The 23,543-nt window shown below is 73.6% G+C and carries 20 protein-coding genes; 4 read left to right on the plus strand and 16 right to left on the minus strand.

Features of this window, described 5'->3' with window-relative positions:
- Positions 1–29: 29 nt before the first annotated feature.
- Together CCN29_RS02940 and CCN29_RS02945 are read right to left on the minus strand one after the other, a co-directional pair.
- Complete coding sequence (locus tag CCN29_RS02940; protein ID WP_031023067.1) at positions 30–419, minus strand: hypothetical protein; 390 nt, start codon at positions 417–419, stop codon at positions 30–32.
- Positions 416–3,934 (minus strand): ALF repeat-containing protein, encoded by a 3,519-nt coding sequence (locus CCN29_RS02945; RefSeq protein ID WP_442538221.1) that lies wholly within the window; start codon positions 3,932–3,934, stop codon positions 416–418. Before CCN29_RS02945 ends, CCN29_RS02940 begins: the two co-directional genes overlap by 4 nt.
- A 573-nt stretch (positions 3,935–4,507) precedes the next feature.
- Here CCN29_RS02945 and xynA point away from each other — a divergent pair.
- Positions 4,508–5,242: an endo-1,4-beta-xylanase XynA gene (xynA, locus tag CCN29_RS02950; RefSeq protein WP_006133544.1), complete on the plus strand. Its 735-nt coding sequence runs from the start codon at positions 4,508–4,510 to the stop codon at positions 5,240–5,242.
- A gap of 117 nt (positions 5,243–5,359) precedes the next feature.
- Here xynA and CCN29_RS02955 read toward each other — a convergent pair whose 3' ends face one another.
- A complete protein-coding gene (locus tag CCN29_RS02955; protein ID WP_086679932.1) occupies positions 5,360–6,736 on the minus strand; it encodes a cryptochrome/photolyase family protein in 1,377 nt (458 codons plus the stop codon).
- 155 nt (positions 6,737–6,891) lie between these two features.
- Here CCN29_RS02955 and CCN29_RS02960 point away from each other — a divergent pair, with 155 nt between their 5' ends.
- The 3 genes from CCN29_RS02960 to CCN29_RS02970 all read left to right on the plus strand — a co-directional run bounded on the left by CCN29_RS02960 (position 6,892) and on the right by CCN29_RS02970 (position 9,011).
- On the plus strand, positions 6,892–7,692 hold the full coding sequence (locus tag CCN29_RS02960) for an SDR family NAD(P)-dependent oxidoreductase (protein WP_031023073.1): 801 nt from the start codon (positions 6,892–6,894) through the stop codon (positions 7,690–7,692).
- A gap of 298 nt (positions 7,693–7,990) precedes the next feature.
- Entirely contained in the window at positions 7,991–8,185 is a 195-nt protein-coding gene (locus CCN29_RS02965; protein ID WP_006133547.1) for a hypothetical protein, read from the plus strand.
- Positions 8,186–8,327: 142 nt separating this feature from the next.
- On the plus strand, positions 8,328–9,011 hold the full coding sequence (locus CCN29_RS02970; RefSeq protein ID WP_031023074.1) for a phosphatase PAP2 family protein: 684 nt from the start codon (positions 8,328–8,330) through the stop codon (positions 9,009–9,011).
- A 92-nt stretch (positions 9,012–9,103) separates the two neighbouring features.
- Here CCN29_RS02970 and CCN29_RS02975 read toward each other — a convergent pair whose 3' ends face one another.
- The 13 genes from CCN29_RS02975 to CCN29_RS03035 are packed head-to-tail and all read right to left on the minus strand — an operon-like array spanning position 9,104 to position 23,542.
- On the minus strand, positions 9,104–10,429 hold the full coding sequence (locus CCN29_RS02975) for a glutamate-1-semialdehyde 2,1-aminomutase (protein ID WP_086679934.1): 1,326 nt from the start codon (positions 10,427–10,429) through the stop codon (positions 9,104–9,106).
- Positions 10,426–10,986 carry a dTDP-4-dehydrorhamnose 3,5-epimerase gene (gene rfbC / locus CCN29_RS02980; RefSeq protein ID WP_006133552.1) on the minus strand — a complete coding sequence of 187 codons (561 nt, stop codon included), beginning with the start codon at positions 10,984–10,986 and terminating at the stop codon, positions 10,426–10,428. Before rfbC ends, CCN29_RS02975 begins: the two co-directional genes overlap by 4 nt.
- A complete protein-coding gene (locus CCN29_RS02985; RefSeq protein WP_086679936.1) occupies positions 10,983–12,188 on the minus strand; it encodes a polysaccharide pyruvyl transferase family protein in 1,206 nt (401 codons plus the stop codon). Before CCN29_RS02985 ends, rfbC begins: the two co-directional genes overlap by 4 nt.
- A gap of 11 nt (positions 12,189–12,199) precedes the next feature.
- Positions 12,200–13,147 (minus strand): glycosyltransferase family 2 protein, encoded by a 948-nt coding sequence (locus CCN29_RS02990; protein ID WP_006133554.1) that lies wholly within the window; start codon positions 13,145–13,147, stop codon positions 12,200–12,202.
- Positions 13,148–13,153: 6 nt separating this feature from the next.
- Positions 13,154–14,473 (minus strand): MATE family efflux transporter, encoded by a 1,320-nt coding sequence (locus CCN29_RS02995; RefSeq protein ID WP_442538222.1) that lies wholly within the window; start codon positions 14,471–14,473, stop codon positions 13,154–13,156.
- A 5-nt stretch (positions 14,474–14,478) separates the two neighbouring features.
- On the minus strand, positions 14,479–15,732 hold the full coding sequence (locus tag CCN29_RS03000; RefSeq protein WP_031023077.1) for a DUF4910 domain-containing protein: 1,254 nt from the start codon (positions 15,730–15,732) through the stop codon (positions 14,479–14,481).
- Positions 15,733–15,749: 17 nt separating this feature from the next.
- The gene (locus CCN29_RS03005; RefSeq protein ID WP_086679940.1) at positions 15,750–16,775 is read right to left on the minus strand and encodes an NAD-dependent epimerase/dehydratase family protein; all 1,026 of its coding nucleotides are present in this window, start codon (positions 16,773–16,775) and stop codon (positions 15,750–15,752) included.
- A 4-nt stretch (positions 16,776–16,779) separates the two neighbouring features.
- Positions 16,780–17,427 carry a PIG-L deacetylase family protein gene (locus CCN29_RS03010; protein WP_006133561.1) on the minus strand — a complete coding sequence of 216 codons (648 nt, stop codon included), beginning with the start codon at positions 17,425–17,427 and terminating at the stop codon, positions 16,780–16,782.
- On the minus strand, positions 17,424–18,224 hold the full coding sequence (locus CCN29_RS03015; protein ID WP_006133562.1) for a glycosyltransferase family protein: 801 nt from the start codon (positions 18,222–18,224) through the stop codon (positions 17,424–17,426). The genes CCN29_RS03010 and CCN29_RS03015 overlap by 4 nt, the downstream gene beginning before the upstream one ends.
- The gene (locus CCN29_RS03020; protein ID WP_031023079.1) at positions 18,221–19,456 is read right to left on the minus strand and encodes a class I SAM-dependent methyltransferase; all 1,236 of its coding nucleotides are present in this window, start codon (positions 19,454–19,456) and stop codon (positions 18,221–18,223) included. Before CCN29_RS03020 ends, CCN29_RS03015 begins: the two co-directional genes overlap by 4 nt.
- Positions 19,453–20,718: a glycosyltransferase gene (locus CCN29_RS03025; protein WP_086679942.1), complete on the minus strand. Its 1,266-nt coding sequence runs from the start codon at positions 20,716–20,718 to the stop codon at positions 19,453–19,455. Before CCN29_RS03025 ends, CCN29_RS03020 begins: the two co-directional genes overlap by 4 nt.
- On the minus strand, positions 20,719–21,972 hold the full coding sequence (locus tag CCN29_RS03030) for an O-antigen ligase family protein (RefSeq protein ID WP_031065728.1): 1,254 nt from the start codon (positions 21,970–21,972) through the stop codon (positions 20,719–20,721).
- Positions 21,965–23,542, minus strand: a complete 1,578-nt coding sequence (locus CCN29_RS03035; protein ID WP_086679943.1) for a right-handed parallel beta-helix repeat-containing protein — start codon at positions 23,540–23,542, stop codon at positions 21,965–21,967. Before CCN29_RS03035 ends, CCN29_RS03030 begins: the two co-directional genes overlap by 8 nt.
- Between the last annotated feature and the right edge of the window lies 1 nt (position 23,543).

Here is a 23,543-nt window from a genome sequence, read left to right on the forward strand (position 1 = left end):
GGGCTCGCGCCCAGGGGGAAGCGGGCGGCTCAGTCCGCCCTGTCGTACGTCTGCGTGCCCGGACCGTCGGGATCGAGCTGGAAGTACAAGGTGTCCTGGTCCTCCACGTAGAGCTGGATCCCGCCGGTGGCGCCGAGCCCGCCGTCCTCCACGCCGAGGTACACGAAGTCGTCGGACGTGCCGGGGTCCTCGTAGTCCCAGCTGCCGCCGAAGTCGGCCGGACCGGCGCCCTCGGACGTCGTCACCCGGGTGGCCGAGAACGTCCCGTCCGCCGAGAGCTCGATCCGCCCGCCGTCGTCGTTCCGGTACACACCGGGCAGCTGCTGCGGGTCGATCCCGCCCGAACACCCCGAGGCGAGCAGGGCGGACGAGGCGAGCACGGCGGACAGCCACCGTGCCCGTGCCCTCCCGCGCGTCACGGGCCCAGGGTGACGTCGAACTCGATCACCTGGGTCTTGGGCGACAACGGTCCCTCGTCGCCGACGATCTTGTCGACGAGCGCGCCCACGGTGTCGCTCCACAGGTCCGTGTACCCGATGACCGGGGGGTGCGTCGCCGACTCGATGTCCGACTCGTTGTACGCGGTGTAGCGCCAGGTGACGGAGCCGTCCGCGTTCTCCCGGATGGGCGTCATCCGGACCTGGTGCGAGCCCAGGAACGTGTACGCGAGGTTGCCGGTGAGCCCGGCCGTGGTGAGCGTGCCGTAGTCGGTGAGGTACTTGCCGACGCCGTCGAATCCGCTGAGCTTGTAGTCGTACATGTAGGTGTGGCCCAGCTGGTACTTCCCGGTGCGCTGCCACTCGCGGAGGAAGTAGTCGATCACGCCCCTGGTGTGCGCGTGCTCGCGGTAGAGACGGGTGAACTCGTCGTTCGGGCCGAAGCACTGCGTGCGGGGGCCGTCGCCCCACACCCAGCTCCAGCCCAGCTCCCACGGGTTGCTGTCGTTGCGGTGCTCGATCGGGTCCCCGAACGGCGTCAGACAGCTCTCCGCGCCGTCGGGCAGCCCGGTCTCGCCGTCGATCGGCACCTTCGCGTTGTCGATGGCGTCCTGCATCGCCTGCCGGATCGCGGCCTGTATCACCAGGATCCGCGCCTCCGTGGCGGCCTTCGCCGCCTGGGCGTACGACTTGCCCGCCGCGAGCTCCGCCTGCCGGGCCGCCGTCGCCGAGGCCTGCGCGTCGGCGGCGAAGGCCGCGGCGGTGGACGCCGAGCGCACGGCCCGGTTGGACGCGTCCCGCGCCACGGCGCTCGCCTTGCGGGCCGCCGCCGCCGCGTTCGCCGCGGTCTGCGCGGACTTGGCGGCGGAGGCGGCGGAGGCTTCCGCGGCCTCCGCGTTCCGGCGGGCCTCCTCGGCGGAGACCTTGGCGTCCTCCGCCCAGCCCTTGGCCGCGTCGGCCCACTTCGTGGCGTCCTCGCCGGCCTGACGGGCGACGGCCGCGGCCTCGGACGCGTACGCCGCGTCCTCGAGCGCGTCCTGCGCGACCTTGGCGGCCCGGGCGATGGCCGCGCGGATCGCGCTGATGTGCGTGGCGTGATCGTGGTCGATGCGCGCGAACTCGTACTGCGTCGTCCCGATGAACTGGCGCAGCATGTGCGTGTCACCCTCGAGGGCGACCTGCGCCGCGGCCCGTACATAGGGACCGCCGGACGCCAGGAGCGTGGTGGCCGCCACCCGGTCGTCCTCGTGGACGGCCGCGGCGCGCTCCACGTGCAGGAAGGTGTGCAGCGCCTCGGCGGAGCCGTCCTCCAGGGCGGCCTCGGCGGCCCTCCGCACGGCGGTGCCGGTGGCGGGGTCCGCGAGGAGCGTGGTGATCTCCACCTCGTTGTCGTCCCGGGCCGCCTCGACCGCGCCCTTCTCCAGGAACGTCCTGACGGTGGCGGCGTCCTCGGTGCCCAGCGCCGCGGCGGCGGCCTCGGCGACCGCGCGCGTGGAGATCGCGGCGACGGCCGCGGCGTTCTCCGCGTTGTCCTGCTCCAGGGCGATCAGCCGGTCGGCCTCGATCCACCGCAGGACGTCCTCGTCGGAGCCGGCCAGCGCGAACTCGGCGGCCTCCCGGGTCCAGGTGCCGGACCGGTCCAGGAGCAGGACGGCGGCCTGCCGCCCCTTGTCCACGGCCTCCCCGGTGCGGCCCTCGGCGAACGCCGTGTCCATCGCGGTGATCAGCGCGAGGAGTTCCTCGGAGAGCCGTGACTGCTGGGTCCGCTCCTGGTTGGCGCGTTCCAGACGGTCGGTCTCCTCGCGCCGCTGCTGCCGGGCGACCTCGATCGCTTCCTCGGTCTCCTCGTTCAGCCGGGCGATCTCGGCCTCACGGGCCTCCTCCTCGACCTCCCGCGCCTCGGTGACGGCGTCGTAAGCCTTGTTCGCGGCCTCCACGGCGGCGTTCGCGGCGGCGGTGGAGCGGTTGGCGTAGTCCACCGCCTTGCCCGCGTTCGCTGCCGCCTCCTCGGCGGCGGCCGCCGCCTTGTCCGCGTGGTCGGCCGCGCTGTCGGCGGCGTCGGCCGCGGTGCGCGCGGCGGCTGCCGACCTGCGGGACAGCGTCGAGGCCCGGCTCGCGGCCGCGGTGGCCCGGCCGGCCGCGGCCTCCGCGATCGCGGCCTGGCGCTGCGCCTCGGCGGCCTCGGACTGCGCGGCGCCGGACGCGGCGGCGGCGTCGGCGGAAGCGCGGGCGGCGGCGGCCGAGTTGACCGCCGCACCCGCGGCGGCGTTGCCCGCGGCCTCCGCCGCGTCGGAGGCGAGGGCCGCGAGCCGGGCCTTCGCGGCCACGGTACGGACCCAGTTGACCATGGCCTTCGCGGCCTGCGCCGCCTGGTTGGCGGCCTCCGCCATGCCCGCGTTCTTCGACGCGCTGATCGCGGCGTGGTAGGCACGCGACGCGGCGCGCCCCGCGGCGGCGGCAGCGGCCGCGGCGGCGTTCGCGGCGGACACCGAACGACGGGCCGCGGCCTGCGCGGTGCGCGACGCGGACACCGCGGTCGACGCGGCGGCCGCGGCGCCCTGGGCGGCCCGCGCCGCCTTGTTCGCCGCCTTCGCCGAGCGCTGCACGTCCTGTTCGGCGGCCTGCGCCTCGGCCTTCGCCTCCAGCGCGGCCGCCTTGGCCTTCGCGGCGGCCTCGACCGCCTGCTGCGACAGCTCGACGGCCTCGTCGGTCTTGCGCTCGGCGAGCTGGCCCTCCGATTCCACGATCTTGACCAGCTGCTGGATCGTGGCCGACTCCTCGTCCCGCGCCCGGGCGATGTACTGCCCCGTCGTCAGGAACCACTGGATCGCCCGCGGCGATCCGTCGTCGAGTGCCCGCTCGGCGTACTCCCGCACCTGCGGCGACGCGGTGACGAGGATGGTGGTGACCTGCACGCGCCGGTCCTCGTGGAGCGCGTCGTACTGCCCGGTGCTGAGGAACGACCGCAGCGCGAAGTCCGTACCGGCCGTCAGCGCCTCGGAGGACTCGCGCTTCACGGCCTTGCCGCCGTGCGCGTTGACGGTGGTGACGGCCACCCGCAGGTCCTCGTGCACCGCCGACTGGAAGCCGCCGGCCAGGTAGGCGGCGACCGCCGCTTCCCCGCCGGACAGCGCCTGTCCGATTCCCGTCCGTGTCGCCTTGCCCGCGCTGACGAGGGCCTGGGTGAGGGTGAACCGGTTGTCCTCGGCGGTGGCGGCCGCCAGCCGCTCGCTCAGGAACGTGGCGACGGCGTCCGCGTTGCCGACGAGCGCCGCCGCGGCGGCCGTACGCACCGCGCGACCGCCCGTCCGGTACGCCTGCACGACCTTGGCGCGGTCGGTGTCGGGCAGCCCCGCCCCGCCGTCGGCCGGCACCGGGTCCGCCGCGAAGGCGGGCCGCGACCCGAACACCCCCAGGGGAAGCGCGGTACCTGCCGCGATTCCGCCAAGGATGGCCAGTGACTGGCGTCTGCTGAATATCTCCCGTGCGTGTGGCATCGAGACCCCCTTCTCGGCTCCGAGGGGACGTCCCGCCATCCCCGCGGTTCAACGCCCTCATGGAAACCGGATCTTGGCGGCCCGTCCAACGCGAAAAAGGGGTGGAAACAGGGTTAACCCACGGTTACGCGCGGTGATGTGCGTCACGTAGAGAAACGGTTGTAGTGCTCTGGGTAAAGATGTGTTTCGGCCTGTGGCATGTCTTGATCAAATCGATGGAGATCATGTTTAGGCGGGGTGGCGTGTCGTTGTGGACCTTCGAAACTTTCGCTGCCCGCGTAGAGGATTGCGTCGCTTTCGCTGTGGCGTGCATGCATCGCGCTGAGCGTACTCAGTGGACATGGCATCTGAACTGCGGCGACGACATCCGTGAGGTCGCGATCGTCAAGACGAAGTTTCCGAAAGACTGTCGAAACTGTTGACACGCCCATGTCGCTCCACGAATCTGTGGCCACCGCACGACAGCCGCCCCCCGTCCCCGGCCTCCCACGCCCGGGGACGGTGGGCCGGCCATGCAAGGCCGCGGGCGGCAGCAGCCACCCGGCCCCCCACCAGCCTTCATCGGGAGGACGCATGAATCAGGACGGCAAGCGGTTCGAGACCGGGACCGAGCAGAACCCCGCCCCCTTCAGCGGCTTGAGCCGGCGCGGTTTCCTCGTCGGCGCCGGGGCGGGCGCCGCCGCGGTCGTCACCGGGTCCGGGCTGCTGCTGCCCGGCACCGCGCACGCAGCCACCACCATCACCACCAACCAGACCGGGTACGACGGCATGTACTACTCGTTCTGGACCGACGGCGGCGGCTCCGTCTCCATGACGCTCAACGGCGGCGGCAGCTACAGCACCCGGTGGACCAACTGCGGCAACTTCGTGGCCGGCAAGGGCTGGGGCAACGGCGGGCGCAGGACCGTCCGGTACACCGGTTACTTCAACCCGTCGGGCAACGGCTACGGCTGCCTCTACGGCTGGACCTCCAACCCGCTCGTCGAGTACTACATCGTCGACAACTGGGGCAGCTACCGGCCCACCGGCGAGTACCGGGGCACCGTGTACAGCGACGGCGGCACGTACGACATCTACAGGACGACCCGGTACAACGCCCCGTCCGTCGAGGGCACCCGCACGTTCGACCAGTACTGGAGCGTCCGGCAGCAGAAGGTGACCAGCGGTTCCGGCACCATCACCACCGGGAACCACTTCGACGCCTGGGCGCGCGCGGGCATGAACCTGGGCCAGTTCAGGTACTACATGATCATGGCGACCGAGGGCTACCAGAGCAGCGGCAGCTCCACGATCACGGTTTCCGGCTGAGACCGGCCCGGGCCCGTTCCGGACCCGGGCCCGGACCCCACTCCCCGGCGGGCGGTCTCGCACAGCGAGGCGCCGGCCGGGGAGTGGCGTGTCGGCCGTCGGCGCCGGACGGTCCCCTCAGTCACGGCCGCGGGCGTGACGGAAGCGGGAGAGTCCCTCGGCGAGGTCGACCACCGGGTCGGGGTAGCCGAGGGCGTCGCGCCGGTCCGGCGGGAGGCGCCACGGCTCGTGGATCCGCGCGCCGTCGACCTCCGCGAGTTCGGGCACCCAGCGGCGTACGTAGGCGCCGTCCGGATCGAACCGCCGGGCCTGCACCGTGGGGTTGAGGACCCGGTGGGGGCGGGTGTCGGTGCCCGTGCCGGCGGCCCACTGCCAGTTGAGCTGGTTGTTGACGACGTCGCCGTCCACCAGCAGGTCCAGGAAGTGCCGGGCGCCGATCCGCCAGTCGACGTACAGCGTCTTGGTCAGGAAACTCGCGGTCAGCAGGCGTGCGCGGTTGTGCATCCAGCCCTCGTGGCGCAGCTGGCGCAGGGCCGCGTCGACGATCGGATAACCGGTACGCCCCTCCCGCCACGCGGCGATGTCCCCGGCGGCGTCCTCCTCGTCGCGCCAGTGGTCGTCGCGGGTGCGGTAGTCCCGCCAGGACGTCTCGGGGCGCGCCGCCAGCACCTGGTGGTGGAAGTCCCGCCAGCACAGCTGCCGCACGAAAGCCTCCGCGCCCGGACCGCCCTGCTTGCGGGCCTGGTGGATCGCCTCCGCCGCGGAGAGCGTCCCGAAGTGCAGGTACGGCGACAGCCGCGAGGTGGCGTCGCCCGCGAGGTCGTCGTGCCGGTCCGCGTAGGCCGCCATGCCCCCGGAGCGCGTCCACCGCGCGAGTCGGTCCCGGCCGGCCGTCTCCCCTCCCGGCGGGAGACCGGGGGAGGTGCCGGACACGTCCGCGCGGTCGGGCAGGGGCTCACCGCGCACCCCGTCGGGCACGCGGACGGCCCGCGGCGCCGCGAGCGGCGTACGCAGGGTCTCCTGGGACCAGCGGCGCAGGTACGGGGTGAACACGCCGTAGTGGTCCGAGCCGGCCGGGGTCACGGCGCCCGGGGCGAGGGCGGTGATCACCGCCTCGTGCACCCGCAGCGCCACGCCGGCGGCGCCGAGTGCGTGGCGCAGCCGCTCCTCACGGCGGTGCGCGTACGCGGTGACGCCCGCGGCCATGTGCACCTCGGCGGCCCCGCACGCGGCGGCCACCGCGCCGACCTCCCGCTCGACCGGCCCCGAGCGGACCACGAGCCGGCCGCCGCGACGCCGCAGCGAGGCGTCGAGGTCGCGGAGGCAGTCGGCGAGGAAGGCCCGCCGGTTCGGCGCGTCGAAGCCGGCCGCGTGGATGCCGGGGTCGAGCACGAACAGGGGAACCGTCTCGTCAGCGGAGCGCAGTGCCGCGTGCAGGGGTGGGTGGTCGCGCAGGCGCAGGTCGGCGGTGAACAGGACGACGGAGACGGTCACGGTGCCACCTCGCTCACGTCCGCGGCCGGGAGGGACGCATGAGGCGCGAGTAACCCGAGCGGGTGCGTGGGAAACGTGCGCGGAGACGGTGCGCGGGAACGTCGCCCGTCGCGGGCGGGGTGCGTGACCTGGGCCGGTGGGGTTACTCGTCCCGCATGACTGACACACGGCCCCTCGCACTGATCACCGGCGCGTCCAGCGGCATCGGCCTCGAGCTGGCCCGGCAGTTCGCGTCGCACGGCTACGACCTCGTGGTGAACGCCGAGGACGAGGAGCTGGAGGCGGCGGCGCGGCAGCTGCGGGAGTCCGGCACCGAGGTCCGCGCCGTACGCGCCGATCTGCGGACGGGCGAGGGACGCTTCCTGCTCCTCGACGCGCTCGACGGCCTGACCGTCGACGTCGCCGCCCTCAACGCCGGGGTAGGCCAGGGCGGCGCCTTCGTGGACACCGATCTCACCGACGACCAGGCCGTCATCGACCTCAACGTCACGGCCACCGTACGGCTGGCCAAGCCGCTGCTGCGGGCGATGGTGGCGCGCGGGGAAGGGCGGCTCGCCTTCACGTCGTCCGTCGCCGCGCAGATGCCCGGCTCCTTCCAGCCGGTCTACAACGCGTCCAAGTCGTTCGTGCAGTCCTTCGCGCAGGCGCTGGCGGAGGAGGTGAAGGACACCGGGGTGACGGTCACCGCCTTCATGCCGGGCCCGACGGAGACGGAGTTCTTCGACCGGGCGGACATGGCGGACGACACCCGTGTCGGCACCATGAAGAAGGACGCGGCGGCGCAGGTGGCCGAGCAGGCGTTCGAGGCGATCGTGAAGGGGGAGAAGAAGGCGGTCACCGGGTCGCTGATGACCAAGGCGCAGGGGCTGGCGGGGAAGGTGTTGCCTGACGGCGTCAAGGCGGCGGCGCATCGGCGGCTCGCGGAGCCGGGGTCGGGGGAGGGCGCGCGGGACTGACCCGCGGCCCGTTCGCTGCGGTCGTGGGGGTGCCGGGGCTGTCGTACGCCGGGTGCGGGTCGCATCGTGGCTGGGCGCGCAGTTCCCCGCGCCCCTGGGGGTGTGCACCCCGCGTGTCTTGGTGCGCTCGCCACGGCCACCGGGGTGCCGGAACCTGTCGTATGCCGGGTGCAGGCACGCCGTGGTTGGGCGCGCAGTTCCCCGCGCCCCTGAAGGGGTGCCTCAAGCGCGTGTTTCGGCGTGCCCGCACGAGTCACCCGTGAACCGCACACCCGCAGGCGACGCAAGGAGGAAGCCGATGTCGAACCCGCAACAGCCCGAGCTGCGGCGCAGCGACAAGGGCGGGGCCACACCGCAGGACAGTGAGGCCCGCAAGGCGTCCCAGCCCGGCCGGGGCGCGGGCGGGCACGCCCACGGAACCGACCGCGGCAACAAGGGCGGCGGACGGGGTGGCGGCAAGCCGCCGGAGCAGCAGCCGGATCATCCGGCCTGAGGAGTGCTGACCACGAGGGGCGCGCCGTGAACGACGGCGCGCCCCTCGGGCCTGCCGCTCGACCGCCGCACCCCCGGTCGGGCGGCCCCCAACTCGCGGCGCGCCACCGTCGGTTAACCTGACAAGGGGGCATCTCACGGGGGTGGGCGGCACGGTGACGGTGACGGACGGCAAGGTGACCGCTGCGGCGGTGCTGCCGGTGAAGCTGCGCGGCTGCCTCGCTGTCGTCGCCGTGCTCGCCGCGCTCGTGGTCGTCGTCCTCGGCGTGCGGTACGCCGGAGACGCCGGGCCAGGGCGGGCGGACGCCCGGATCGGGCAGGCCGCGTACGGGGTCGGGGCGCCCTGGTGGCACATCGCCTCCGCGACCGACTTCCTGGGCGACCCGGCGGGCGCGCTGCTGCTGCTCACGGCCGGTGTCGTCGGCTGCCTGAGGGCCCGCCGGCCCCGCGCCGCCGTGCTGCTGCTCGCCGGACCCGGGCTCGCCGTCGGGGCCACGCGGCTGCTGAAGCCGCTCGCCGCCCGCACCATCAACGGCGACGACAACCTCGCCTTCCCCAGCGGCCACACCGCGTTCCTCACCGCGTTCGCCCTCGCCCTCGCGCTGCTCGCGGCCGGGCGGCTCGGGCTCGGCCCGGCGTCCGGCACCGCCCTGGCCCTGGGCGCCGCCTCCGCCGCAGGCGCCCTCATGGGCTGGGCCCAGGTCGCGACCGGGGCGCACTACCCGACCGACACGGTGGGCGGCTGGTGCACCGCCCTCGCGGTCGTGCCGGCGGCGGCGTGGGCCGTCGACCGTGCGGCCGGCCTCCCACGCCCCCGCCTCGGTTGACGGGAGTTTTTCGGCGGCGGCGTGAGTCATCGACCGTACGGGCCGGCTCCCCACGCCCCCGCCTCACCTGACGTACGTCTGCGCCGTCTCCCTCACGCCCTCCGCCGGAACACCGGCCGTACCGGCCTGCCGCCCAGCCACGGTGTCGGATCGCCCGCGTCCAGCGCCTTGCGGTACACCGCGCACGCCTGCCCGACCACGTCCACCGTGCGGTCGATGTCGGCCTCCTCCAGCGCGCCGCTCACCACGAACGACGGGGCCAGCACCCCGCCCAGCAGCAGGCGGCGCAGGAACAGCGTCCGGTACTCCTGCGACGGCCGGCCCTGCGCGTCCAGCGTCGCGAAGACCAGGTTGCTGGCGCGGCCCCGGACGCGCACATGGTCCGCGACCCCCATCGCGGCCGCCGCGTCCCGGACCCCCGTGGCCAGCCGCTCGCCCAGCGCGTGCAGCCGGGCGGTGACGCCCTCCTCCGTGTACGTGGTCTGCACGGCCATCGCCGCCGCCAGGGCGTGCGTCTCCGCGCCGTGCGTGGTGGACAGCAGGAACACCCGGTCGGCGTCGTGACGCAGCCCGCCCCGCTCCATCAGTTCGCGGCGCCCGGCCAGCGCGGACACCGCGAAGCCGTTGCCCAGGGCCTTGCCGAAGGTGGACAGGTCGGGGGTCACCCCGTAGAGGCCCTGCGCGCCCGCCTCCGACCAGCGGAAGCCGGTGATCATCTCGTCGAAGACCAGCACGCTGCCGTGCCGGTGGGCCAGGTCGCGCAGTCCGGCGAGATAGCCGGGCGGCGGCTCCGCCTGGGTGGCCGGCTCGAGGATCAGGCACGCGATCTCGTCCGGGTACCGGTCGAACAGCGCCTCCACGGCGGCCAGATCACCGTAGGGAAACGTCACCGTCAGGTCCGCGGTCTCCGACGGGATGCCCGCCGGCATCGGCGTGGTGCCGATGAACCAGTCGTCGACCGAGAAGAACGGGTGGTCGGCGCAGAGCGCCACCCGGGTGCGCCCGGTGACGGCGCGCGCCAGCCGCACCGCCGCCGTGGTCGCGTCGGAGCCGTTCTTCGCGAACTTCACCATCTCGGCGGTCGGCACCGTGGCGAGGAACCGCTCCGCCGCCTCCGCCTCCACCACCGACGGGCGCACGAAGTTGCTGCCCCGGTCCAGCTCCCGGCGCACCGCCTCCAGCACCCGCGGATGCGCGTGCCCGAGGCTCACCGACCGCAGCCCCGAGCCGTACTCGATGTACTCGTTGCCGTCGACGTCCCAGACATGGGCGCCGCGCCCGTGACTGATGACCGGCGCCAGGTCCTGCGGGTACTGGTCGTCGCCCTTGGCGTACGTGTGCGCACCGCCCGGAATCGCCGCGTGCAACCGCTCGTTCACCGCCCGCGACCGGGTCAGGTTCAACTCCTCGCCGCTCATGGCGCCTTCACCTCCAGCGTCCTCAGCACCTCCGCCAGGCCCGGCGCCTTGCGGTCCCGTTCGGACGTCAGCGTGACCGGCAGCGGCCAGGGGACGGCCAGTTGCGGGTCGTCGAAGGCGATCGTCACGTCCTCGGACGGGTCGTGCTCGCGGTCGATCCGGTACGACGTGTCGGCGGTCTCCGTCAGCGCCTGGAAGCCGTGCGCGCAGCCCGCCGGCACGTACAGCGTGGCCTGCGTGTCGCCGGACAGCTCGACCGTGGCCCGGCCCAGGTAGGTCGGCGAGCCGGGCCGCAGGTCCACCACCACGTCGAAGATCCGGCCGTACGAGCAGCGGACCAGCTTGGCCTCGCCCTCGCCGGACCGCAGATGCATGCCGCGCACCACGCCCCGCACCGAACGGGACAGGCTGTCCTGGACGAACGCGTCCGGGTCGATCCCCACGGAACGCGCCACGTCCGCGTCGAACGTGCGGCAGAAGAAGCCGCGTTCGTCGGTGAACGGCGTCGGCTCGAACAGAAATGCCCCGGCGATCGCCGGGACTTCGGTCACCTTCATGGGGTCTCCTGTCGTGCGAGGTCGGGTGCGCCGCCGGAGGCCGGTAACAGCGCGTTCAGCGCCTCGAACTGCCGGCGGACGCGCTCGGCCAGCACCGGGTTGCGTTCGGCCAGGGTCCGCCGGACCCGCGCCCGGTCGCGCTCCAGCGCGCGGAACTGCTCCAGCAGCCGGTCCGCGTCGATCTCCCGCGCCGGATGGCAGTGTTCGCCCAGCCCCATGTCGGCCATCAGCCGGTCGCTCTTGGCCGCGTAGCTCACGGCGAGGGCCGGGGTGCCGACCTTCAGCGCGCACACCAGGTTGTGGTACCGGGTCGCCACCACGGTGTCCGCGACCGCCATCTCCTTCATCAGGTCGCCCAGCGACGCCGTGGCCGCGGCGACGACCAGCGGCGAGTCCACCGCCTCGAGGATCGCCTCGGCCACCGTCCGGTCCACGTCGTCGCCGGTGAGCAGCCGCACCGGCCTGCCCTCCGCGGCCAGCCCGCGCACGAAGCGCGTCATGCCGTCCAGGTAGCGGCGGCGCAGTTCGTCCGCCCGGTCCCGCTCGTCGTTGCTGCCGCCGAAGTCCATGACCCCGACGCACACCGGTCCGGGCGGCCCCGAGTCGCTCCCCGAGGGCGGAGTCGCCAGCGCGAACACCAGGTCCGCGTAGACCTCGTCCCGCCGGGTGTTTACGCCCATCTCGCGGAGCGCGTCCCGCGACAGCGTGTCCCGGTACGAGCGGTAGGCGGCCAGCCGCGCCGCCCAGCGGATGAGCGTCCGCACCGGCCGGCTGCGGGTCCCGGACGCCCCGACGCCGACCAGCGCGACCGGGGTGCGCAGCAGCCGCCCGGCCGCGCACACCAGGAACAGCGAGTACGGCATGCCCCACGGCCGCAGCGGCAGCGTGCTCTCCAGGATGCCCGTGCCGGGGACGATCACCACGTCGTGCCGGCGCACCCACGCGGCGATGCGGAAGGCGTCCACCAGCTTGCCGAGGCCCTTGCCCGCGATGTCGGCGGGGCGCGCCGCCGTGCGGTACTCGCCGCGGAACCAGTGCAGCCGCGACGCCGGAATGCCGTACCGGGCCGTGACGGTCTCGGGGCCGCCGCACAGGGCGTCCACCTCCGCGTCCGGACGGTCCGCGCGCAGCTGGTCCAGCACGGCCACCAGCGAACCGTCGTTGCCGACGTTCCCGGAGCCGAACAGACCGAAGAGGCCCACCCGGGCAGACGTCACGCGGCACCCCTCTCACGGCCGGCGACCAGGGCGTCCACGGAGATGTCGAGCGCGGCCGGGTCCACCGGGGCCCGGTCCTCCACCCGCTCGCCGGCGCCCGGCCGGACCCGGCTGGTCGCCCACGCGGCCAGATGCCGGTGGCAGGCGCGCCGGTCGGCGGGGGACAGCGGCGCCCGTTGCACCGCCGACACGAACCCCCACACGTACTCGGCGAGCAGCCGGGGTGTCGGGTGCAGCGGGCCGGCGCGGCGCGGGTCCAGGTTGACGCAGCGGGCGCGCTTGGAGGGGTTGGCCCGCTCGGCACGGGTGGGGTGGTCGCGGCGGAAGTACAGCAGCTCCGGCACCTGGTGGAAGGGGCCGTGCAGGGTGAGCTCGGCGACGAAGGTGCGGTCGGCGTGGTGGTAGCTGTCGTGCGGCTTGACCCGGCGCAGCACGTCGGCGCGGATCACGCCGTAGAAGTCGTCGCCGCCGGGCTCGAACAGCAGGCTGCGGAAGCGCTCCGGAGCGTGCGGCGAGCCGGTGTCCAGCGTGTACGCGTAGGGCACCTTGACCTTGCCGTCGGCGTCGATGACGGCCTGGTCGCTGTGCGCGAGGATCACGTCGGGGCGCTCGTCGAGCGCCTCCACGCAGCGCTTCAGCAGGTCCCGTGCGTACAGGTCGTCGTGCGAGGCCCATTTGAACAGCTCGCCGCGGCACTGGGTGAAGACGTAGTTGTGGTTCGGCGCGGCGCCGATGTTCCGGGCCAGCCGGATGTACCGGATCCGGGAGTCCTGCTTCTCGTAGCGGCGGCAGATGTCCTGGGTCCCGTCGGTCGAGGCGTTGTCGGTGATGACCAACTCGAAGTCCTCGTACGTCTGGCCGAGCAGGGCCTCCAGCGACTCGGCGAGGTACTCCTCGCCGTTGTACACGGGAAGGCCGATGCTCAGCCGTGGTTGCGCGGTCATACGTCCTCACTTCACGGATGAGAGATCTCGGTGGTGCTCGCGCAGTGCGATCCTCAGGTGCAGCCACCACGCGGCCGAACCGCACACGGACGCGGCGGCGGCCCCCCAGGCCGAGCCGACGGTGCCGCCGAGGGCCGCACCGCCGATCCCGAGCCCCACGTAGCAGACGGACGCGAAGATCTGGCACCGGAGACTGAGCCGGGCCGCGCCGAGCGCGCGCAGCCCGGCGGCCGCTCCGGTACCGACGCCGGCCCCCGCGACACTGAGGGTGGCCGGAACGATGAGCTCCTTGGCGGCGGGCCAGACGTCGCCGAGGACCAGTTCCCCCGCCCGGTCCGGCATCAGCAGCAGCACCCCGCCCCACAGCAGGGCGGCCACCGCCTGGCCGCCGCCCAGGAACAAGCAGAACCGGCCGAGCCGGTGCGGGGCCTGCCGCAGCATCCGCGCCGCCTCGGCCACGGTGACCAGCGTCAGCCCCATCAGCACGGCCAGGAACGGGCCTTGGAGCAGTTCGGCGCCCCGGACGACGCCGACCGCGCCGACGCCGACGATGGCGCCGAGCCCGTACGCGCGCAGCTGGCCGGCGCCGCTCACGCAGGTGTTCTCGACCAGGTACCGGTAGCCGAGGTCACGGTGGTCGCGGATCCAGGGCCGGGCCCCGGTGAGCCGCGGCCGGATGCCGGACTGCGCCCAGCCGTACGCGGCGGCCACCGCGGCCGAGCCGCCCCAGGCGAGCACGAACGCGGGCACGGTGCCCGCCCGGGCCGCCACGACCATGGCGGGCACCAGCGCCACGCCCCACACCACGTCGTTGACGAACGCCTTCCGGCCGACGCCGGCCGCGAAGAACGAGTACCGCCAGGCGTCCTGGAGCAGCAGCCCGGGCAGCACCACGCCCAGGCAGGCGAAGGCGGCCCCCACGCTGCCGTTGAGCAGCGGCCACGACGCCAGGCACACCGCGCCGATGACCGCGCCGACGCCCAGCGAGGTGCCCGTCGAGCGGGACACCGCCTGCCGCCAGGACGCCTCGGACACGGCGCTGAACCGCACCACGAGCGGGTCGGTGGCCAGACCCCGGGAGACGCTGAGCACCACGCCGTAGGTCACCCAGGCCAGGCTGAACACGCCGAACGCGGTCAGTCCCAGCGAGCGTGCCACGTACACGCCCACGGCGAAGTTCGACAGGCTGGAGGCCGCCTGGTCGGCGAGTCCCCACGACAGCCTGCCCGCGACGGCCCGCGTGACGGTGCGGGCCGGGCGCGCCGCCGGCGCCGCTGCCGTCGTCGGCGGCGGCGGAGTCGGCGGATTGTCTCCCTCGGTGGCCACCGGGCTCACGCCTTGACCAGCCCGGCGCCGTGCAGGGCGTCGGCCGCCGCGACGACGGTGTCGAACGGCAGACCGGCCCGCTCGGCCACGTCCAGCAGACCGTGCTCGCCGTCGGAGAGGCTGAGCACCCACAGCATCGCCATCTGGGCCTCCTGCGCGTCACTGCGGCCGCCGAGCGCCCCGTACAGCCCGCGCCGCCCCAGCTGCGGCTCCCCGTACGGGCTGAGGTTGACGTACCGCCGGTTGCGGTCGAGCACGGCGAACACCTCCCGGCAGACGGCCAGGGTGTCCTCCATCGCCTCGGGCGTCACGAAGTCCAGGTCGTCCGCCGAGGTGTGGTACTCCGGGTAGCCGGCGTACGGGGTCCGGCTGAGCGAGCCCACGCCCAGGTCGAAGCCCGGCGAGCAGAACTGCCGCTCGTCGTAGCCGTACGGGGTGAACTCCCGTGTCTCGTGCGGGCGCCCGGAGGTCTCCAGCACGTACCGCATCACCCGGTCGATCTCCGCGTCCCCGCGCCTGCTGCGCTTGTACGTCAGCGAGCCGCGGTCGCCGGCACAGGCCAGCACCAGCCCGTGCTTCACCCGCTCCACCCGTCCGGCGTTGCGGGCCAGCCAGGTGATCGCCCCGATGGTGCCGGGCGCGAACAGGAACCGGTACGTGTAGTACGGGGTGGACCCGGCCAGCGACCGGGCGAGGAACGCCGCCACCGCGATGCCGGCCAGGTTGTCGTTGGCCAGCGCCGGGTGGCAGACGTGACTGGAGACGAGCACCTCGTCCGGCACCTGCCCGGGCACCACGTGCTCGCCGTAGGTGAGGTGCCCGTCCGCCAGGGTGGAGTCGATGCGCACCTCGTACTCGCCGTCGGGCAGCGCGTCCAGGGTCTCCTGCGCCAGGCAGAACCCCCAGTCCGGCTTGTAGTAACTGGTGCGGTACGGGACCCACTTCGGGCGGTCGGGCAAGGTGTGCAGATGCGGGCGCAGCTCGGACAGCGGCATCCGCGCCGACACCGGCACGCTGTACCCCAGCACGTGCAGGCTGGAGTCGGCGAGGTCGACGACCCGCCGCCCGGACGGGTCGGCGATCCACGCCTCGCGGACGTTCCACTCCTGCGGCACCGTCCAGTCCAGCACCTGCGTGCCGGTGGGCACCTCGTGCACCTCGAGCGGCAGCAGCTCGCCGACGACGTCCAGGGTGGCGCGCACCCCGTCGCCGGTGATGCTCCGGCGGAGCGGGTACATCCGCTCCACCAGGGCGTGCATCTCCTCGCCGGGCGTGGTCACGACCGCCGCCGCAGGGTGTCGTCGACCTCGCCCGCCTCGGACGCGGCGCGCAGCACCGCGAGCCGGGTGAACCGCTGCTCGAAGTCCTCCCGGGTCAGCCCGTGCGCGCGGTAGGCGTCGGCGAGTTCCAGCGCACCACGCTTCACCGTCCACTCGCACGCGAAGCCGGGCACCGCCGCGCGGAACCGGGAGAAGTCCACCCGGTAGGAGCGCGGATCCGCCCCCGTCTCCCCGGTGATCACCACCTTGGAGCCGTCCACCGCCTCCGCGACCTGCTGGGCGATCTCCGCGACCGTGACGTTGTTGGTCTCGCTGCCGATGTTGAACGCCCGGTCGTGCACCGCCTCACGCGGCGCCTCCAGAGCGGCCGTGAACGCGCGCGCGATGTCCGCGGCGTGCACCAGCGGGCGCCACGGCGTGCCGTCGGACAGCACCAGCACCTCGCCGGACAGCAGGGCGTGCCCCACCAGGTTGTTCAGCACGATGTCGGCGCGCAGCCGCGGCGAGTACCCGAAGGCGGTCGCGTTGCGCATGCAGACCGGGCTGAAGTCGTCGTCGGCCAGCTCGTGCAGGTCGTCCTCGACCCGCACCTTGGACTCGGCGTACGGCGTCACCGGGCGCAGCGGGGCGTCCTCGGCCACCAGGTCGTCGCCGCCCGCCGCGCCGTAGACCGAGCAGGTCGAGGCGTAGAGGAAGCGGCGCACGCCCGCGTCCCGGGCCAGCTTCGCCAGCCGCACGGACGCGTGGTGGTTGATGTCGTAGGTGAGTTCCGGCGCCAGCGCCCCCAGCGGGTCGTTGGACAGGGCGGCCAGGTGGATCACGGCGTCCACCCCGGCGACGTGGTCGGCCGTGACGTCCCGCAGGTCCACCCGCGTCCCCGGAGGGTCCGCGGGCCTCGGCCCCAGCACGCAGTCGGCGAACAGGCCGGCGTCCAGCCCGACGACCTCGTGTCCGGCGGCCGTGAGCACCGGGGCCATCACGGTGCCCAGATAGCCCTGGTGTCCGGTGAGCAGTACGCGCAAGGTTTCAACCCCCCAGGTCGACAGTCAGTTTGGTGACGGCGAACGCCTCGGCGTACCGGGCGTTGCTCTCGATACCGCGGATCCGGGCCAGCCCGAGGAAGGCCTCCCGGTCGTACCACGGCCGGTGCCGCTGCGAGGGGTAGTGCTCCTGCAGCAGCCGCACCTTGTCCTCGGCCGTGTCCGGGGCCAGCGGCTGGTACACCACCGGACGGCCCAGGTCCCCGTCCCACTTGACGATCTCGTAGCCGAGCACGAGATGGTCGCGGAACGCGGTGGTCATCAGCTTCGCCACGCCCCGGTGGTCCTGGTGCGCGTCCTCGGTGCGCGGGGCGAGCACCAGGTCGGGCTCGGTGCGGGCGCGCAGCTCCTCGACCGCGGCCTTGGCGTCCGCCCAGTGCGCGGGCAGCCGCCCGTCGGGCAGCTTGTCCACGGTCAGCCGCAGGTCGGCGCCGGGGCAGAAGGCGGTGAGCGCCTCCTGCTCCTCCTGCTCGCGTTCCGTGCCGCCGCCGGACAGCACCAGCGCGTCGACCCTGAGGCCCGGGTGGGCCCGGCACAGGGTCAGCAGGGTGCCGCCGGCGCCGATGGCGATGTCGTCGCAGTGCGCGCCCACCGCGACGACCCGCTCCAGCCGCCCGGTTCCCAGCCGAATCACGCGCTCACCCCCGTCCCCGCACGCTTCCGCTCCCACACCGCCCACGGCCGGTCCCCCCTGGCGTAGGCCTCGTCCAGCGCCGCGCGTTCCTTCACGGTGTCGGTCGGCTTCCAGAAACCGCGATGCCGGTGCGCAACGAGCCTTCCCCGCTTGGCGAGTTGGGCACACCCGTCGGCGACGAGATCTCCGTCCTCCGGGATGTGGTCGAAGATCTCCTGGCGCAGCACGAAGTAGCCGCCGTTCTCCCACAGCGGCAGGTCGCTCACCGGGGTGATGCCGCCCACCAGGCCGTCCTGGCCCAGCTCCACGCAGTGGAACGACGACTGCGGCGGCACCACCATCATCGACGCGCCCGCGTCCCGGCGGGAGAACCGGTCGATCATCTCCGGCAGCGGGGCGTCGGTCAGCACGTCCGCGTAGTTGGCGAGGAACATCTCGTCGCCGTCCAGATGGTGCCGCACCCGGCGCAGCCGCTCCCCGATCGGCGACTCGATGCCGGTCTGCGCGAACGTGATGGTCCAGTCGGCGATGTCGGTGGTCAGCAGTTCGGTGCGGCCGCCGCGCAGCACGAAGTCGTTGGAGGTGGTCTCCTCGTAGTTGAGGAAGAAGTTCTTGATGTGGTGGGCGCCGTAGCCCAGGCACAGGATGAACTCCTTGTGCCCGAAGTGCGCGTAGTAGCGCATCACGTGCCAGATCAGCGGGCGCGGCCCGACCATCGCCATGGGCTTGGGGATGTCGTCGTTCGCCCCGGCGCGCATGCGCAGCCCGTAACCGCCGCAGAACAGTACGACCTTCATCGCTCGACCTCGACAATGCTCAGTTCCGGGATGGGGAAGACCAGCCGGCCGCCCCACTCGTGCACGTACGCCAGCTGTTCGGCCAGCTCGGCGCGCAGGTTCCAGGGCAGCACCAGCACGTAGTCCGGCCGGTCGGCGGCGATCCGGTCCGGCGGCAGGATCGGAATGCGCGTGCCCGGCGTGTAGCGGCCGTGCTTGTACGGGTTGCGGTCCACCGTGTACGGCAGCAGGTCGGGCCGGATCCCGCAGTGGTTGAGCAGCGTGTTGCCCTTGCCGGGGGCGCCGTAGCCGACGACCGTCTTCCCCTCCTCGGCCGCGTCGACCAGGAAGCGCAGCAGGTCCCGGCGCACCTTCGCCACCCGGGCGGAGAACTCGGTGTACCCGGACAGCTCCTGGAGCCCGGCGGCCTTCTCCCGGGCCAGCACGTCCGCCACCCGCCGGCTGGGCTCCCCGGCCGCCTCCTCGGGCCGCGCCCACAGCCGCAGCGAACCGCCGTGCGTGGGCAGCAGCTCCACGTCCACCAGGGCCAGTCCGCCGCTCGCCAGGGCCCGGATCGCGGAGGCGACCGTGTAGTACTGGAAGTGCTCGTGGTAGATCGTGTCGTACTGGTTCTCCTCGATCAGGGTGAGCAGGTGCTGCACCTCGATCGACACCCAGCCGTCGTCGGCGACCAGCGCGCGCAGCCCCTGGGTGAAGCCGATGACATCGGGGATGTGCGCGTACACGTTGTTGGCGACCACCAGGTCCGCCGGGCCGTGCTCGGCGCGCACCGCCGCACCCGTCTCGGGGCTGAGGAACGCGGTGAGCGTGGGCACGCCCGCCTCCCGCGCCGCCGCGCCGACGTTCACCGACGGCTCGACGCCCAGGCAGCGCACCCCCCGGTCGACCACGTGCCGCAGCAGATAGCCGTCGTTGCTCGCCACCTCCACCACGAACGAGTCGGCGCCGAGCCCCAGCCGCGCCGCCGCATCCGCCACGAAGACGCGCGCGTGCTCCACCCAGGAGGAGGAGTACGACGAGAAGTACGCGTACTCGCTGAACGTCTCCTCCGGCGTGATCAGCGGCGGGAGCTGCGCCAGCCAGCAGTCGGTGCACACCCGCAGATGAAGCGGGTACGTCGGCTCGGGCGCGTCCAGCTGCTCCGCGGCGAGAAAACTCTCGCACGGCGGTGTCGCCCCCAGGTCGACGACGCTCTCCAGCGCCGTCGAACCGCACAGTCGGCAACGTGTCATCTGCTTCCCCCATCCCGCTCGCGCAGGTCCCCCCGGCGCGAGCCCGTGTGCGTGTCCCCTCGCGACGGGTCCGCCCCGCCGTGTCCCGCGATCGCCGCGCGGTACCCCTCCTCCAGGCGCGCCAGCCCGACCTCGGGGCTGAAGCCCCGCTCGTAGCGGAGCCGCGCGGCCCGTCCCATCTCCCGGTTGTCGTCGCTCCCCGCGCCGATCCGGCGCAGCGCGGTGGCCAGCGACGCGGCGTCGTCCGGCCGGTGCAGCAGTCCGGTCACCCCGTCGTCCACCAGCTCGGTGAACGCGCCGTGCCCGGCGGCGACGGCCGGCACCCCCGCCGCCATCGCCTCCACGACGACCAGGCCGAACGCCTCCTTCCACGTCGACGGGGCCACCACGGCCACCGCCCGCGCGACGGCCTCACGGCACCGCGCCCGGTCGTACAGGCCGACGTAGCGCACGTCGTCCCGGCCCGCCGCCCAGGCCGCCACCTCCGCCTCCAGCGGGCCGGTGCCGGCGACGACCAGCGGCACGCCCACCCCGCCGCCGGCGGCGAGCTCGTCCCACGCGGCCATCAGCAGCCGCACGCCCTTCACCTCGGCGAGCCGGCCCAGATACAGCAGGTGCTCACCGGGGCCGGTGCGGCGCACGTCCGTCTCGGGCACGAAGTTGTGCTTCACCACGAGCCGTTCGGCCGGCATCCCGGCGCCCGCCAGCACGTCGCGCTGCGCCGCCGAGATGCAGAAGAACCGCTCCACGCCCGACCACCAGCGCCGCCGGTTGACCGACAGGCTCACCGCGAGCGGCACCGTCGCGAGACGGGAGCCGCGGTAGCAGCCGTGCCGGACCGCGGGCAGTGGCGCCCGGCCCACGCACGCGGTGCACGGCGAGCCGTCCCGGTGCAGGGTGCCCGGCGGGCACACCTGGGTGTAGTTGTGCAGCGTGGCGACGGCCGGCACCCCCGCGTCCGCGCAGGCGGCGATCACCGCGGGCGACAGCAGCGGGAAGACGTTGTGCAGGTGCACCACGTCCGGCCGTTCGGCGCGCAGCCGCTCGGCCAGCCGGGTGCGCACCGCCGGGTTCCACGGCACCAGCAGCGGGATCGCCGCCTTCGCCGGCAGCGAGCGGGCGGCGATGTCGTCGCTGCGCCGCTCGAACACCTCGACCCGGTGGCCGGCCTCCCGCAGCAGCGCCACCTCCTGGTCGACGACCTTGTTCTCCCCGCTCGGCTGCGCCGACGCGTAGCGGTTGTGCACCACCATGACGTGCATTCACGCCACCTCCTTGCCGCGGACCGGCCGCGCGACGGCCCGGCGGACGGGTTCCGGCGCCGGCGGACCGGCCCCGGGCGCGGGCGGGCCGGCGGGCGCCGCCAGCAGCGAGGCCGCCAGGGCCAGGTGCAGCAGATACGGCGAGGCGTCGCCCAGGCCGGCCTCGGTGTACGAGGCGAGCCCGCAGTAGGTGATCAGGAAGAGCGCGCAGGCCCGCGCGAGCGACGGCGGACGCAGCAGCGCGACCGCGCCCAGCACGAGCACGAACCCCGCCACCAGTCCCACGCCCAGCAGGCCCTGTTCGTGGTAGACGGCCAGCCAGCTGTTGTCGATGGGCAGCCCGTCGAACGACTTGTCGCCCAGCCCCACCCCGAACAGCCGCTCCGCGCCCGTGCGGGGCGCGTCCAGCAGCGCCTCCCACACCTTGGCGCGGCCCGTGAGGGTGGAGAAGTTCTCCTCGGTCTGCCCGCGCAGGAACCACGCCTGGAGCAGCGACCCGAAGGCGACCGCGGCGACCGCCGCGGTCAGCATCGCCCAGCCGAACCAGCGGCGGGCGGCGGCGCTGGTCAGCACCATCGAGCCGATGGCCACCACCAGACCGGCGAGCAGCCCGATGGTCGCCGTCCGGGTGTGCGTGAGGGCCAGCAGCCCCAGCGACGGCACGATCACCAGCGCGGCGCTCCCGCGGTCGGTGCGGCGGCCCAGCACCAGCAGCACCGCGAGCCCCACGACCACCGCCGCGTACTGCCCGATCTGCGGCGGCGTCAGCGGCCACAGCGCGCCCACGAGCCGGCCGCCGTACAGGTCGGGCAGGGCGGCCCCCGGAGACAGCAGCAGACCGGCGGCCACCGAGCACAGCACCAGGAAGTACCAGCGGATGTGGTACCGCACGAACGTGGTGGAGCCGTCCCACCAGCGGCTGACCAGCCACAGCGTGGCGACGAACACCGCGAACCGGCCGCACCGGAACAGCGCCCCGAACCCGGCGCTCAGGTCCACGCTGGAGATCAGGCTCGGCACCAGCAGCAGACCGAGCAGCAGCAGGAACGCGCTCGCCCGCACCCGCAGCCGCAGATTCAGGGCGAGCGCCAGCACGAACGCGGCGACCAGCGCGCCCATCGTGACCATCTGGATCAGCGACCGGGGCAGCGGCACGATCGTCTCCGCGCCCGTGGAGCCGAGGGTGTTGAGGACCAGCAGCCCCCACACCGCCTGGACCGTCCTCGGCGTGTGCTCCACCCGCACGTCAACCACCGTCCCCGGCGCGGTAGACGCTGCCCGCGTCCTGCCGGTACGGCGCGCCCCGCCACTCCTGGAAGTCCAGCTCCCCGCTCGGGTCGTGCGCGACGAACGTCCACGGCCCCTCGTAGACGTTGTCCCGCCAGCGGTTGTGCTGCTTCAGCGTGATCGCGTCGGCGACCTTCTCGCCCATGTACGGCGACCAGTCCGGATAGGTGCCGTAGTTGGCGAGCACCGCCATGCGGTCGCACATCGACGTGCAGTCCACCGCCGACTTGTCCAGCAGGAACCGGTTGTCGTGGATGTCCACCCGCTGGGTCCGCCACCGGCAGTCGGAGTACAGCGGCGCGGAGGCGATGCCCGGCCGCGCGCAGCGGTCGATGTCCTCGACGAGCAGCGTGCAGTCGGCCGAGGAGGTGTTGGCGGGGCTGTTGCAGAACCGGTCGGCGTTCTCCCACAGGGTGATCGCGTTCCAGTTGTCCTCGAAGAGGTTCCCGGAGATCTCCAGCGTGTCGGTGCGGGCCCTCACGCGGGGCTCGCCGCCGGACTCCGAGATGTAGACGGTGGCGAACGGGAAGGTGTCGCCGCGCTCGGCGTACCGGCTGCCCTCCACCCAGTTGTTCCGCCGGATCGTGTTGTCGCGGACGACCGCGTTGTAGCTGGTCTCGTACATCAGGGCGGCGCCGTCGTTGTCCTCCAGGACGTTGCCCTCGATCAGGAAGTCGTTGTTGTTGGTGTCCGCCCACAGGCCGGTGCCGCGGTTGTCGTGCACCCAGTTGCCGCGCACGTCCGCGCCGTCGACCGCCCAGAACTTGACGCCCCCGGTGCAGCCGCAGCCGGGCCGCTTCCGCTCCCAGTCGTGCCGGTTGTTGCCGGTGATCTCGTTGCCCTCCAGCACCAGGTCGCGCAGCGGCCCCGACCCCTTGTAGGCGTTCATGCCGTACTGGCCGTTGCCGCGCAGGCAGCTCGCCCGCACCCGCTGGCCCGACCCGGCCATCAGCCCGGCGCCGGAGTTGTACTGGATCCGGGAGTGCTCGATCACCCAGCCGTCGGCCGAGTCGTGGTTGACCACGCCCTCGTCGTGCGGCGCGACGAACCCCTGCACGGTCAGGTGCCGGACGGTCACGTCGCGGGCGCCGCCGCCGAAGGCGTACTGGTTCGTCCGCCGGCCGTCGAGCACCGCGCCGGGCGCGCCGATGTAGGTGTCGCCGTCCTTGGGCTCCACCTGGGCGTACCGGTCGTCGGCCAGCCGGTGCCTGCCGGGCTTCAGCCAGAACGTGGTGCCGGCCGGGTGGGAGTCGGTCTTCGCGGAGAGGTCGCCGGGCACCGAGGGGTCCACGGTCACCGCGCCGGACGGCGCCTTCGCCGGTCCCGGCTTCGGCTTCTCGCACACCCGGGCCACGGGCCGCGGCGCCCCGCCGGAGTCCTCCGGCCGGGTGCGGGCGTCCGCCCGTGACCGCCCGTCCGGCTTGTTCGCCGACTCGGGAGTGTTCTCGCAGTCGGCGGTCGCCATCAGCGCCAGCGCCAGCCCGGCCGCCGACGCCCAGCGCCACCACCGGCGCACGTCCCCTCCCCGCAGACCCATC

The sequence above is a fragment of the Streptomyces pseudogriseolus genome, assembly GCA_002154585.1.
GTDB classification, from domain to species: domain Bacteria; phylum Actinomycetota; class Actinomycetes; order Streptomycetales; family Streptomycetaceae; genus Streptomyces; species Streptomyces pseudogriseolus.

What these genes read in the sequence shown, in the direction of transcription:
- xynA (WP_006133544.1), top strand. Translation starts at nt 4,508, where the DNA reads ATGAATCAGGACGGCAAGCGGTTCGAGACCGGGACCGAGCAGAACCCC.
- CCN29_RS02965 (WP_006133547.1), top strand. Translation starts at nt 7,991, where the DNA reads ATGTCGAACCCGCAACAGCCCGAGCTGCGGCGCAGCGACAAGGGCGGG.
- CCN29_RS03015 (WP_006133562.1), bottom strand. Translation starts at nt 18,224, where the DNA reads ATGAAGGTCGTACTGTTCTGCGGCGGTTACGGGCTGCGCATGCGCGCC.
- CCN29_RS03020 (WP_031023079.1), bottom strand. Translation starts at nt 19,456, where the DNA reads ATGACACGTTGCCGACTGTGCGGTTCGACGGCGCTGGAGAGCGTCGTC.
- CCN29_RS02945 (WP_442538221.1), bottom strand. Translation starts at nt 3,934, where the DNA reads ATGCCACACGCACGGGAGATATTCAGCAGACGCCAGTCACTGGCCATC.
- CCN29_RS02990 (WP_006133554.1), bottom strand. Translation starts at nt 13,147, where the DNA reads ATGACCGCGCAACCACGGCTGAGCATCGGCCTTCCCGTGTACAACGGC.
- CCN29_RS03035 (WP_086679943.1), bottom strand. Translation starts at nt 23,542, where the DNA reads ATGGGTCTGCGGGGAGGGGACGTGCGCCGGTGGTGGCGCTGGGCGTCG.
- rfbC (WP_006133552.1), bottom strand. Translation starts at nt 10,986, where the DNA reads ATGAAGGTGACCGAAGTCCCGGCGATCGCCGGGGCATTTCTGTTCGAG.
- CCN29_RS02975 (WP_086679934.1), bottom strand. Translation starts at nt 10,429, where the DNA reads ATGAGCGGCGAGGAGTTGAACCTGACCCGGTCGCGGGCGGTGAACGAG.
- CCN29_RS03025 (WP_086679942.1), bottom strand. Translation starts at nt 20,718, where the DNA reads ATGCACGTCATGGTGGTGCACAACCGCTACGCGTCGGCGCAGCCGAGC.
- CCN29_RS02960 (WP_031023073.1), top strand. Translation starts at nt 6,892, where the DNA reads ATGACTGACACACGGCCCCTCGCACTGATCACCGGCGCGTCCAGCGGC.
- CCN29_RS03000 (WP_031023077.1), bottom strand. Translation starts at nt 15,732, where the DNA reads ATGCACGCCCTGGTGGAGCGGATGTACCCGCTCCGCCGGAGCATCACC.